Here is an 11872-nt window from a genome sequence, read left to right on the forward strand (position 1 = left end):
TGTGCGCGAGAGGCGCTCAGATCCCTAATCGGCCGCAGTCCTACGTGTGAATTCCGGGACTGCACCGGCCCGACGATGGCAATGCGCACTCGATCAATTGTGCGCACCACCGATGGTCGAGTGTAACAGCGAGGCCGCGGGACTACCCGCCGAGAAGCGTCGGGACCAGCGGAAAGCCCGGCAGATTGCGGACCACGGTCCAGGTGATCGCAAGCACGGCGAGCACCGCCATGGCGGGCGTGGTCATCACCCGTTTCCCTTGACGCAGGCGCACCAGCACCCACACCAGCAGTGCGGGCAGACCGACGAGCAAAAAGACGTTGTCGACGACGGCCGCTGCGAGGTCACCGTGCAGCAGGTCATGGGTCATCCGCAGCCCGCCGCACCCGGGGCAGTTCCAGCCGGTGAGCAATTTGAACGGGCACGGCGGGAACAACGATCCTTCCCGGTGCGGGTCGACCAGACCGATGTAGGTCAGTGCCCCCGCGAAGAAGACTCCGGTTCCCAGCGCGGCACGGCGCGCAAACCGGGTCGACGTCGGTGCCGCGCTAGGTTCCATCACGCAGCGGACGGCCCTGCGGATCGCGGACCTTGTCGGTCAGCATCATGACGGCGTCGATGATGCCCCAGATGACCGCGCCGATACCGCATGTGACCAGGCCGACAAGTAGCTGAGCGACACCAAGACCGGTGTATCCGAGGTAGATCCGGCCGATGCCGACGAGCCCGAACAAGCCCATCAACTGCAGCAAGCCCGCGATGACTTTGGACTTGTCCGACAGCGGTTCACCGGTGACGGGGTGGCGACCGAACGGCGCGCTCGGGTCGTAGTACGCACCGGGCGGCGGCGGGTACTGCCCTGGCGGAGGGTACTGGCCGCCGGGCGGCGGATACTGCGCATCGGGCGGCGGCGGATAGTCGGCGCCGTAGGGCGGCGGCGGAGGCAGGTAGCCTTCGTTGCTGTTCGAGCCGGACTGCGGGTCGGTCATAGGCACAGCATGCCAGAATTTGCTCCCGTTCAGCTGAGGCTCGGGCATGAAATTGACGCACGTGTGAAGTTCGTACGCTGGAGGCATGACACTGCCAACCGAATCGGTCTGGGACTATCCGCGACCGCCGCGCCTCGAGGTTTTTACGGGGTCGATCACAGTGGAACTGGGCGGGGAGGTCGTCGCATCCACCCGGCGGGGTTTTCGTGTCCTCGAGACCAGCCACCCTCCGACCTATTACCTGCCAGCGGACGCGTTCGCCGAGGGCGTACTGCGACCGGCGTCGGGGTCATCGTGGTGTGAGTGGAAGGGCACGGCCAGCTACTTCGATGTGGTGTCGGCGAAGCGGACCGCCCCACGGGCGGCGTGGACCTACCTCAATCCGACGCCCGGTTTTACCGATCTCGCCGGCGCCGTTGCGGTGATGACGGCAGCGGTCGATCGCTGCACAGTCAACGGCGAGACGGTCGTCCCGCAACCCGGCGGTTTCTACGGCGGGTGGATCACGAGCTGGGTGGTCGGCCCATTCAAGGGCATACCCGGCTCCGCCGGTTGGTGACGCTGGTCAGCGCCGCCGGAGGCGGGACCACACCGAGCGCTTGGTCGCTGGTGCTGGCGCAGGAGCGGTAACCGCAGGGGTCACCGGTTGCTTGGGCTCTTCGTCGACAGTGTCGGATTCGGATTCGGCTTCGTCGGTGTCGGATTCGGCTTCGTCATCCAGTTCGGCTTCTTGCTCGGAGACCGGGGCGCCCTCGGCAGGTACAGCCGCAGTTTCTTCGAGGTCCTCGTCGTCGACCGGGTCGTGATCCTCGTCTATCAGATCTTCGTCTTCGGCGACCGCTGCCGTTTCGATCGCCACATCCGGTGCGGCCACCTCAGCCTCAACAATGGCCTCGTCCTCGGGACTGGCCTCTTCGTCATCCTCTTCTACGGCGTCATCAATTGATGACGCCTTCGGAACGACGGTCCCGACCGCAACCGCCTCGGCTTCCGCCGCCTCGCCGTCTTCCGCCTCGTCGTCCCCGTCGAGCTCTTCTTCTTGCTCGGAGACCGGGGCACCAGACGCGGCGACGTCAGCGGTCAGACCTTCGAGGTCCTCGTCGCTGACCGGGTCATGATCCTCATCGATCAGATCCTCGTCCTCAGCGACCACTGCCGTTTCGATCGCCACATCCGGTGCGGCCACCTCAGCCTCAACAATGGCCTCGTCCTCGGGACTGGCCTCTTCGTCATCCTCTTCTACGGCGTCATCAATTGATGACGCCTCCGGAACGACGGTCCCGACCGCAACCGCCTCGACTTCCGCCGCCTCGCCGTCTTCCGCGTCGTCGCCCCCGTCGAGCTCTTCTTCTTGCTCGGAGACCGGGGCACCAGACGCGGCGACGTCAGCGGTCAGACCTTCGAGGTCCTCGTCGCTGACCGGGTCGTGATCCTCGTCGATCAGATCTTCGTCCTCGGCGACCGCTGCCGTTTCGATCGCCACATCCGGTGCGGCCACCTCAGCCTCAACAATGGCCTCGTCCTCGGCTTCCGCCACCTCATCGGCTTCTGATTCGTCGTCCCCGTCGAGATCTTCTTCGTCGGTAGCAGGCTCTTCGGTCGCCACCACTTCGACAAGTTCGGTCTTGTCTTCGGGCTCGTCATCGCCAGGTTCGGGATCAGGTTCGTCCTCCCGCCCGGCAACAGTCGCCGCGGCAACGACGCCGGTGGTCGCGGCCACTGCGGCGAGTTCCTTGGACAGCTCCTCGACAACCGACTCCTCGTCGGCGTTGCCCTTGAGCGTCGCCGGATCTTCGCGGCCCTTCGGCGCCAGGATGAAGTACACGACAGCACCGATGAACACAAAGGTCGAGGTGAAGGAGTTCACCCGGATCCCGGCGATCTGAGTGGCGACATCGTCGCGCATCAGCTCAACCCAGAACCTGCCCACGCAGTAGCCGGCCACGTACAGCGCGAACAACCGGCCGTGCCCGATCTTGAAGCGCCGGTCGACGTAGATCAGAAGGGCAAAAATCAGGAGGTTCCACAGCAACTCGTACAGGAATGTCGGGTGCACGATGCCCGCGACCTTGCCTGTCGACACCCCGGCAAGGGAATGCACGTCGAGAATTCCCGACGGATCCTGCCGGTAGAAGATCTCCATCCCCCAGGGCAGATCGGTCTCGCGACCGTACAGCTCCTGGTTGAAGTAGTTGCCCAGCCGACCGATGGCCTGCGCCAAGATAATTCCAGGCGCGATCGCATCACCGAATGCGGGCAACGGTATGCCGCGACTCCTGCAGCCGATCCATGCACCGACAGCACCGAGGGCCACCGCGCCCCAGATACCCAGGCCGCCGTCCCAAATCTTCAGCGCCGCAAAAGCACCCGCACCCTCAGGGCCGAAGTACGTCTTCCAGTCGGTCATCACGTGATAGAGCCGGCCGCCGATAAGTCCGAAAGGCACGGCCCACAGCGCGATGTCGTAAATCACGCCGCGCTCGCCGCCGCGAGCTTCCCAGCGGCGGTCGCCGATCACCAGCGCGGCGATGATGCCGCTGATGATGAACAGCGCATATGCCCGGATCGGGATCGGTCCCAGATGCCAGACACCCTGTGCCGGACTGGGAAAGGAAGCCAGCGTCGTCGATATCAACCGGAAACCCCAGAGACTCTCTGCCGGACTCCGGCTGCCAGTTCTTCGGTCAATGCCCGGACTGCAGGCAGACCGTCGGTCAGTGCTGAGACGAGCGCCGAGCCGACGATGACACCGTCTGCGTAGGAGGCAATTTCGGCGGCCTGCGCCCGCGAGCGCACGCCAAGCCCAACTCCGACGGGAATATCGGAGAGCGCTCTGACGCGGGCGACCAACTCGGGTGCGCTGTTGGAGACCGCGTCGCGGGCACCGGTGACACCCATGGTCGATGCCGCATAGACGAAGCCTCGGGCGGCGGCGGTGGTGCTGGCCAGCCGTTCCGGAGTCGATGACGGCGCCACCAGGAAGATGCGGTCGAGTCCGTGTGCATCGGAGGCGGCGATCCAGTCGTCGGCCTCTTCGGGGATCAGATCCGGAGTGATCAGTCCCAATCCACCCGCTGCGGCCAGATCACGCGAGAAGGCGTCGACACCGTACTTCAGTACCGGATTCCAGTAAGTCATCACCACGGCCTGACCACCGGCGTTGCTGATGGCCTCCACTGCCCGAAATGCATCCCGCACCCGCACACCCCCGCGCAGCGCCGCCTCGGTGGCCGCGGCGATGGTCGGCCCATCCATTCCGGGGTCGGAGTAAGCAACCCCGACCTCCACGATGTCGCAGCCGGATTCGACAAGAGTGGTCATCGCTTCGATCGACGACGACACTTCGGGGTAGCCGGTGGGCAGATAGCCGATCAACGCGGCCCGGTTTTCGCGTCGGCAGCGTTCGAAAGTGGTAGCCAGTCCGCGGATTTCGTTCTGCTGAACGGTCATGATCCCGCGACTCCCCCGTCCATCAGGCCAAACCACTTCGCGGCCGTCTCGACGTCTTTGTCACCGCGGCCGGATAGGTTGACCAGGATGATCGAGGCCGGGCCCAACTCGACACCGAGTTTCAGCGCGCCGGCTATCGCGTGTGCCGATTCGATGGCCGGGATGATGCCCTCGGTCCGGCACAGCAGACGGAACGCGTCCATCGCCTCGCTATCGGTGATCGGACGATAATCGGCGCGGCCGCGATCCTTGAGATAGGCATGCTCGGGTCCGACTCCCGGATAGTCAAGGCCGGCGGAAATGGAATGCGATTCGACGGTTTGCCCGTCCTCGTCCTGCAGCAGATAGGAGAATGAACCCTGGAAGGCGCCCAGTGTTCCTCCAGCGAAAGTGGCTGCATGCCTGCCGGTTTCGACGCCGTCACCGGCCGCTTCGTATCCGACGAGCTTGACGTCGGGATCGTCGATGAAGGCATGGAAGATGCCGATGGCGTTCGATCCGCCACCGATACAGGCCGTGACCGCGTCCGGCAGTCGCCCGGCCTGCGCCTGGATCTGCACCCGCGCTTCCAGACCGATGACACGCTGGAAATCGCGCACCATCGTCGGGAACGGATGCGGCCCGGCCGCGGTGCCGAATGCGTAATAGGTGTTGTCGGCGTCGGCCACCCAGTCCCGGAACGTTTCGTTGATGGCGTCCTTGAGCGTCTTCGAACCGGACTCCACCGAGACCACCTCGGCGCCGAGCAGACGCATCCGCGCCACGTTGAGCCCTTGCCGCGCGGTGTCGACAGCGCCCATATAGATGACGCACTCCAGACCAAGGAGCGCACATGCAGTAGCGGTCGCGACCCCGTGCTGGCCTGCGCCGGTCTCGGCGATGACCCGCGTCTTACCCATCTGCTTTGCCAGCAGCGCCTGGCCCAGCACGTTGTTGATCTTGTGAGATCCGGTGTGGTTGAGGTCTTCCCGCTTCAAGAACAGTCGGGCGCCGCCGGCATGTTCGGACAGTCGGGTCGCCTCGTACAGCGGGGAGGGACGCCCGGTGTAATGCGTCTGCAATCGGTCCAACTCGTCGAGGAAGGTCTGGTCGGACCGCGCCTTCTCATAGGCCGCAGTCACCTCTTCGATGACGGCCATCAACGCCTCGGGAACCAGTCGGCCACCGTAGACACCCCAGTGACCGCGCGCATCGGGGTCGTGCACCGTGGGTTCGGCAATAGCCGCGCTCGAGCGCGGAAGAACAGGAGAAGAAAAATCAGACATCGTTCACGCCTAACGGCCAATCAGAGTTCAGCGGGACGGCTTCGGGCAGGAGGGATGGGTCCCCGCCGTCACCAGGTCGGCTACCGCGCTTCGCGGATCACCACTGGTCACCAAACCTTCGCCGACGAGCACCGCATCAGCGCCAGCACCGGCATAGGCGAGCAGGTCCGCGGTGCCCCGGACACCCGATTCGGCGATCCTGATGATGTCACTGGGCAAACCGGGTGCGATCCGGGCGAAGCAGTCACGGTCGACCTCGAGGGTTTTCAGATCGCGCGCGTTGACCCCGATCACCCGGGCACCTGCCGCCAAGGCGCGGTCCGCCTCCTGCTCGGTGTGGACCTCGACCAATGCGGTCATCCCCAGCGACTCGGTGCGGTCGAGCATCGAGGCCAGCGCGGGCTGCTCCAAGGCAGCGACGATGAGCAGCAGCATATCGGCACCGTGCGCTCGTGCCTCGTGGATCTGGTACGGCCGGACCACAAAGTCCTTGCGCAGCACCGGAATCGACACGGCTGCGCGCACTGCATCAAGGTCGTCGAGCGAACCGTGGAAACGACGCTCCTCGGTCAGCACGCTGATGATCCGTGCGCCACCACTTTCGTAGGCGCGCGCCAGGTGTGCCGGATCGGTGATGGTGGCCAGCTGACCGCGGGAGGGGCTCGCGCGCTTGACTTCCGCGATCACTCCGATACCGGGCTCGCGCAGCGCCGCCATCACATTTAACGGCGGCCGAGCGGCGTTCGCGGCGGCCTTGATTTCGGCCATGCTCACGACGGCTTCGCGGGCGGCAACGTCAGCGCGGACTCCCTCGAGAATGGAGTCGAGCACTGTTGCCGAGCTCATGCTGTCATTCCCTTCCCAAAGGCTGTCCCGATGACGCTATGAAGGGTAACCGCCACGGAGGCATCAGCGATAACCGGCCCTGTCAGACAGAACCAGTGCCGGACCCCGGCTGTCGGTCCGTCGGGTCGCGGCCCTCGTCAAGTGCATCCCAGATCATTCGCTCCGACATCGTGGGCTTCTCGGAGGACGCACCGGCAGGTGTCGCGCCGTCGTCGACAATCTCCGAACGACTCGCTTCACGGCGTGCTGCGGGGGCGACGTACTTGGCCGTGGCCGCCCGGCCCGTCGCGGCCGACCGCATCAGCAAAACAGCCGCGACCAGAGTGCACACCGCGCCGGCCAGTGTGAGGGCGGCGCCGATATAGCGTCGTTCGGTTCCGACCAGCGCTGCCACCTGAACCTGGGCGAGATCAGCAGCGCGAATCGCGAGGTCGGGAATGACCCACTGGCTGATCGCCAGATACGCGGTCGCGGCGCTGACAAGCGCCACCAGCACAGCGAGCAGACGCAGTGGCCAGCCTCGGACGGCCAGGGCGGCCACCGTCGCAGCCAACAGCAGCAGCGCCAGAGGCAGCAGCGCCGTCGACCAGGAGGCACCTGAGAGCGAGACCGACTTGGGTTGCCCGAGGCCGTCGAACGAACTGACCACCACCCACGTCAGCCGCGATCCGACCCACAGCAGCAGGCTGGCCACCACCAGCAGCAGCTGGGCAACGCGAATGGTCCGCTTGCCCCGCCGCTCGCGATCGTCGTCAGCCATCGCCGGTAGACCGCGCCGCAGGAGCGAGGGTCTCCGCGGCCGCGATCGCGTTGAGGACCGCCTTGGCCTTGTTGGCCGCTTCGTTGTACTCGTAGATCCCGTTGGAATCGGCCACCACGCCGCCACCGGCCTGCACATAGGCCGTGCCGTTTTTCATCAGCGCGGTACGGATGGCGATCGCGAAGTCGGCGTTACCGGCGAAGTCGAGGTAGCCGAGCACACCGCCGTACAGACCGCGACGCGTCTTCTCGACCTCCTCGATGAGTTGCATTGCTCGCACCTTCGGCGCACCGGACAGCGTTCCCGCGGGGAAGCAGGCGGTGATGGCGTCCAGCGCGGTCCGGCCGTCGGCGAGCTGACCGGTCACGGTGGATACCAGGTGCATGACGTGGCTGTATCGCTCGATATGGCTGTAATCCTCCACGCGCACCGTGCCGGGCACGCAGACCCGACCGAGATCGTTGCGGCCGAGGTCGACCAGCATCAAGTGCTCGGCGCGCTCCTTCTCGTCTTCCAAAAGCTCTTTGGCCAGGAGCTGGTCTTCCTCATCGGTATCGCCGCGCCAGCGGGTGCCGGCGATCGGGTGCGTCGTGGCCCAGCCGTCCTGGACGGTCACCAGCGCTTCCGGACTGGAGCCGACGATCGAAAATGCCGTTCCCCCAACATCATCGGGAACATGGAGCAGATACATGTACGGGCTGGGGTTCGACACCCGCAACATCCGATAGACGTCGATCGGATCGACGGCGGTGTCCATCTCGAAGCGCTGCGACGGCACCACCTGGAAGGCCTCGCCGGCTTCGATGTCACCGACGAGCTTCTCGACGATCGCCTCGTATTCGGCGACAGTGCGCTGCCCGCGGTGCCGCGGTTCGGGACGTTCGAAGGTGGCCACCGTCGACGACAGCGGCTGACCCAGCGCCTCGGTCATCACGTCCAGCCGTGCCACGGCATCGTCGTAGGCATCCTCGACCCGATCGTCGGTCCCGTTCCAGTTGACCGCGTTGGCAATCAACGTGATGGTGCCTTCGTGGTGGTCCACGGCAGCGATATCGGTGGCCAACAGCATCAGCATGTCGGGGAGTTGAAGATCGTCGACTGCCAATTCGGGTAGCCGCTCCAAGCGGCGCACCAGGTCGTAGGCGAAGAAGCCGACCAGGCCACTCGACAGGGGCGGTAGCCCCGGCATCGACGCCGTGGAAAGCAACTCCAGCGTCGCGCTGAGGGCACGCAGCGGATCTCCACCGCGGGGAGCGTCCTGCGGGATGGCGCCGAGCCACACCGCTTCACCGTCGCGCACCGTCAGCGCCGAAGGGGCACCCGCGCCGATGAACGACCACCGCGACCACGACCGCCCGTTCTCCGCCGATTCCAGCAGGAAGGTCCCCGGCCGGTTGGCGGCCAGTTTCCGGTACGCGGAGAGTGGCGTTTCGCTGTCGGCGAGGACCTTACGGGTCACCGGGACGACGCGGTGCTCGGCTGCGAGTGCGCGGAAGTCCTCACGCGCGGTGGTGACGGCTATCCGAGCGGCCGAAGCGTTGGCTTGCACCGCCCCATCCTCCCAGACCGGCCGTCACCCACCGGCGTAGCGTGGGCCTCCATGAAAACTGGGGATGTCGTCAAGGACTTTGCACTACCCGACCAGACCGGCACCGAACGGAAGTTCAGCGACTTCTTGGCACAGGGACCGGTGGTGCTGTTTTTCTACCCGGCGGCCATGACACCCGGTTGCACCAAGGAAGCCTGCCACTTCCGGGACCTGGCGTCGGAGTTCACCGCCGTCGGCGCCCAACGCGTCGGCATCAGCACCGACAGCGTCGACAAGCAGGCGCAGTTCGCCGATAAGCAGAAGTTCGACTACCCGCTGCTCTCCGATGTCGACGGCGCGGTCGCCACCAGCTTCGGCGTCAAGCGAGGTCTGCTCGGCAAACTGATGCCCGTCAAGCGCACCACGTTCGTGATCGACACCGACGGCAAGGTCCTCCAGGTGATCGCCAGCGAGGTCAGCATGGACACCCACGCTGACAAGGCACTCGAGGCGCTGCGGGCGCGTTGACGGCCACCAGCACCGCGGCCATCGAGGCGGCCAGCACCGAATCGCTGCGGCCACATGCCCACCCGGCCGCGTCGCCGCACCGGTACTCCAGGTAGGTGACGGCGGTGTCGCCGATCGACTGCTGCGTCAGACTCAAGATCTCGACCGGACGGCCGACCCGGTCCAGCGCACGGGTCAGGGCCTCTACCGGGCCGATGCTGTGGTGCACGCTGGTCTCAGGGCGACCCTCGACGACGAGGGTGATTTCCGTCGATTCGTCACTGCCTGTGCGCCACTCTTTGAGTTCCACCGGACCCCGTCGGTCAAGGTAGACAGACTCAAACAGGTCGTACAACTCGGCGGCGGTCACCTCGGCTCCGGTCTCGTCGGTGTGGCCCTGCACGTGCCGCGCGAAGTCGATTTGCAGGCGCCGCGGCAGATCCAGCCCGTATTCGGTGAGCAGAAGGTACGCGATGCCACCTTTACCGGATTGCGAGTTGACCCGGATGACTGCATCGTAGGTGCGGCCGATATCCGCCGGGTCGATCGGCAGATACGGTACCCGCCAATCAATTTCGCTCTCTGGACGGCCTGTGGCCTCGGCGCGGGCGCGGTGCTCGGCGAACCCCTTCTTGATGGCGTCCTGGTGGGTGCCTGAAAACGCGGTGTGCACCAGGTCGCCGACATAGGGGTGCCGTTCGTGGATGGGCATCCGCGTGCAGTGCGCGACAGTGCGGGCGATCTCGTCGATATCGGAGAAGTCGATCATCGGATCGACGCCCTGGGCGAACAGATTGAGCGCCAGAGTGGCAATGTCGACATTGCCAGTACGTTCCCCGTTGCCGAACACGCATCCCTCGACGCGCTGCGCGCCGGCCAGCACCGCCAGTTCCGCGCAAGCGATGCCGGTGCCCCGGTCGTTGTGCGGATGCACCGACAGGATCACACTGTCGCGGCGCGCGAGGTTGCGGTGCATGTACTCAATCTGGTCGGCATACACATTCGGAGTGGCCACCTCCACTGTCGCAGGCAGATTCAGGATAACTGGGCGTTCCGGCTCGGCCTCCCACAGTCGCGTCATCTCGTCACAGATCTCCAGCACATAATCCGGCTCCGTGAGGTTGAACACCTCAGGGGAGAATTCGAAGCGGGTGTTGGGCCGGTCGCCAGCGAACTCCAACACATCTCGACCGCCGGCCAAAATCAGCTCGCGGAGCTCGTCACGGCTCTTGTCCAGGACGGTGTTTCGCCAGGCCGGGGCGGTCGCGGTGTACATGTGGATGACCACATCGTTGCGAATCCCGCGGATGGATTCGGCCGTGCGCTCGATCAGATCGCGCCGGGCAGGAGTGAAAACCACGATGGTGACATCAGTCGGTGCGATATTGGATTCGGCGAGAAGCCGCACGAAGTCGAAGTCAGTCTGCGACGCAGACGGATAACCGACTTCGATCTCCTTGTAGCCCATGTCAACCAGCAGTTCGAAGAACTGCCGCTTGCGGGCCGGGTCCATTGGTTCGGCCAGCGCCTGGTTGCCGTCACGCAGGTCGACGGGCACCCACAGGGGCGCAGCGCTAATCTTGGCGGTAGGCCAATTCCGTTGTACCAGTGGAACTTCCACACGGTCATAGATGTTGCCGTAGCGGTGCCAAGGCATCCGAGAGGGCGTTTGATGGTTCCAGATCATGAATGTTCCTATTCGACGGACGGGAGATCCGACCGGCACCACACCACCCCACGGCAGGGGGCCAGTCGATTCAGGCCCTGCCGTGGCGGTTAAGCAGAAGAAGGCACATCATGATGGCTAGACTATACACAACTCCTCAGACAAGTAGAGAGGTACGCGATGATCTCTCAAGTTCAGCGTCAACCGCTGGCTGCCCAGACCGCCGAGTTGCTCTTGACGCGAATCCGCGGCGGCGAATGGCCACTCGGGCATCGCCTGCCGGGCGAGACCACTCTCGCGGCGCAACTCGGCGTCGGCCGCTCCACTCTGCGCGAGGCGATCCGCGAACTGGCGGGGAAGGGCGTGCTCGACAGTCGCCAGGGCGCCGGGGTGTTTGTCACCGCACTCGATGCGACCGAAGACTGGGACAGCGTGCTGCGCCGCGCGACAGTTGCTTCCGTCATCGAAGCGCGACTCGCGATCGAAACCGAGGCTGCCGCGCTGGCCGCCGCCCGACGTACCCCCGCCGATCTGCGCATCCTGCGTCGCACCCTGGCTGCCCGCGGCCTCGGAGTCCAGTCGATATCCGACCATGTCGACGCCGATATGGCGTTCCACCGTGCGGTGATCGTGGCTGCGCACAACGACGTGCTGACGCAGTTGTTCGACACGTTCCTGCCGCGGCTGCGACCGGCCATGATCGATATGCTCAAGATCCGGCCGGTACCGAGTGAATCCGCCGATCACAACGCGCACCAGCAACTCGTCGACGCCATCACTGGCCGTGATCCGGTGGCCGCCGCGGCGGCAAGCAGAACCCACCTAAGTGCCCTGAAGGAGTCCTTCACGTAGCACCGGCGT

General features: G+C 65.3%; 12 protein-coding genes. 3 read left to right on the forward strand and 9 right to left on the reverse strand.

Annotated features, from left to right (window positions below; all coding sequences use genetic code 11):
• Positions 1–142: 142 nt before the first annotated feature.
• Together ADBZ9O_RS19860 and ADBZ9O_RS19865 are read right to left on the reverse strand one after the other, a co-directional pair.
• Complete coding sequence (locus tag ADBZ9O_RS19860) at positions 143–559, reverse strand: DUF2752 domain-containing protein (RefSeq protein WP_526533310.1); 417 nt, start codon at positions 557–559, stop codon at positions 143–145.
• Positions 549–989, reverse strand: a complete 441-nt coding sequence (locus tag ADBZ9O_RS19865; protein ID WP_526524652.1) for a TM2 domain-containing protein — start codon at positions 987–989, stop codon at positions 549–551. The genes ADBZ9O_RS19860 and ADBZ9O_RS19865 overlap by 11 nt, the downstream gene beginning before the upstream one ends.
• An 85-nt stretch (positions 990–1074) precedes the next feature.
• Between ADBZ9O_RS19865 and ADBZ9O_RS19870 the strand changes: the two genes are divergently transcribed.
• Complete coding sequence (locus tag ADBZ9O_RS19870) at positions 1075–1548, forward strand: DUF427 domain-containing protein (protein ID WP_526524653.1); 474 nt, start codon at positions 1075–1077, stop codon at positions 1546–1548.
• A gap of 6 nt (positions 1549–1554) precedes the next feature.
• On the opposite strand, the gene lgt is transcribed toward ADBZ9O_RS19870, so the two are convergent.
• The 6 genes from lgt to ADBZ9O_RS19900 form a co-directional block, all read right to left on the reverse strand.
• A complete protein-coding gene (gene lgt, locus ADBZ9O_RS19875) occupies positions 1555–3624 on the reverse strand; it encodes a prolipoprotein diacylglyceryl transferase (RefSeq protein ID WP_526524654.1) in 2070 nt (689 codons plus the stop codon).
• A complete protein-coding gene (gene trpA, locus ADBZ9O_RS19880) occupies positions 3621–4439 on the reverse strand; it encodes a tryptophan synthase subunit alpha (RefSeq protein ID WP_526524655.1) in 819 nt (272 codons plus the stop codon). Before trpA ends, lgt begins: the two co-directional genes overlap by 4 nt.
• Positions 4436–5704 (reverse strand): tryptophan synthase subunit beta, encoded by a 1269-nt coding sequence (gene trpB, locus ADBZ9O_RS19885; RefSeq protein WP_526524656.1) that lies wholly within the window; start codon positions 5702–5704, stop codon positions 4436–4438. The genes trpA and trpB overlap by 4 nt, the downstream gene beginning before the upstream one ends.
• 27 nt (positions 5705–5731) lie before the next feature.
• A complete protein-coding gene (gene trpC / locus ADBZ9O_RS19890) occupies positions 5732–6550 on the reverse strand; it encodes an indole-3-glycerol phosphate synthase TrpC (RefSeq protein ID WP_526524657.1) in 819 nt (272 codons plus the stop codon).
• Between the two features lie 82 nt (positions 6551–6632).
• Positions 6633–7310 carry a TIGR02234 family membrane protein gene (locus ADBZ9O_RS19895; RefSeq protein ID WP_526524658.1) on the reverse strand — a complete coding sequence of 226 codons (678 nt, stop codon included), beginning with the start codon at positions 7308–7310 and terminating at the stop codon, positions 6633–6635.
• Positions 7303–8859 (reverse strand): anthranilate synthase component I, encoded by a 1557-nt coding sequence (locus tag ADBZ9O_RS19900; RefSeq protein WP_526524659.1) that lies wholly within the window; start codon positions 8857–8859, stop codon positions 7303–7305. Before ADBZ9O_RS19900 ends, ADBZ9O_RS19895 begins: the two co-directional genes overlap by 8 nt.
• A gap of 51 nt (positions 8860–8910) precedes the next feature.
• Between ADBZ9O_RS19900 and ADBZ9O_RS19905 the strand changes: the two genes are divergently transcribed.
• Complete coding sequence (locus ADBZ9O_RS19905) at positions 8911–9366, forward strand: peroxiredoxin (RefSeq protein WP_526524660.1); 456 nt, start codon at positions 8911–8913, stop codon at positions 9364–9366.
• Here ADBZ9O_RS19905 and ADBZ9O_RS19910 read toward each other — a convergent pair.
• On the reverse strand, positions 9314–11032 hold the full coding sequence (locus ADBZ9O_RS19910) for a 2-isopropylmalate synthase (protein WP_526524661.1): 1719 nt from the start codon (positions 11030–11032) through the stop codon (positions 9314–9316). The genes ADBZ9O_RS19905 and ADBZ9O_RS19910 overlap by 53 nt on opposite strands.
• Before the next feature lie 159 nt (positions 11033–11191).
• Here ADBZ9O_RS19910 and ADBZ9O_RS19915 point away from each other — a divergent pair, with 159 nt between their 5' ends.
• A complete protein-coding gene (locus tag ADBZ9O_RS19915) occupies positions 11192–11863 on the forward strand; it encodes a FadR/GntR family transcriptional regulator (RefSeq protein WP_526524662.1) in 672 nt (223 codons plus the stop codon).
• Positions 11864–11872: the final 9 nt, after the last annotated feature.

The sequence above is a fragment of the Mycobacterium sp. genome (genome assembly GCF_965229105.1).
In the GTDB taxonomy this organism is placed as follows: domain Bacteria; phylum Actinomycetota; class Actinomycetes; order Mycobacteriales; family Mycobacteriaceae; genus Mycobacterium.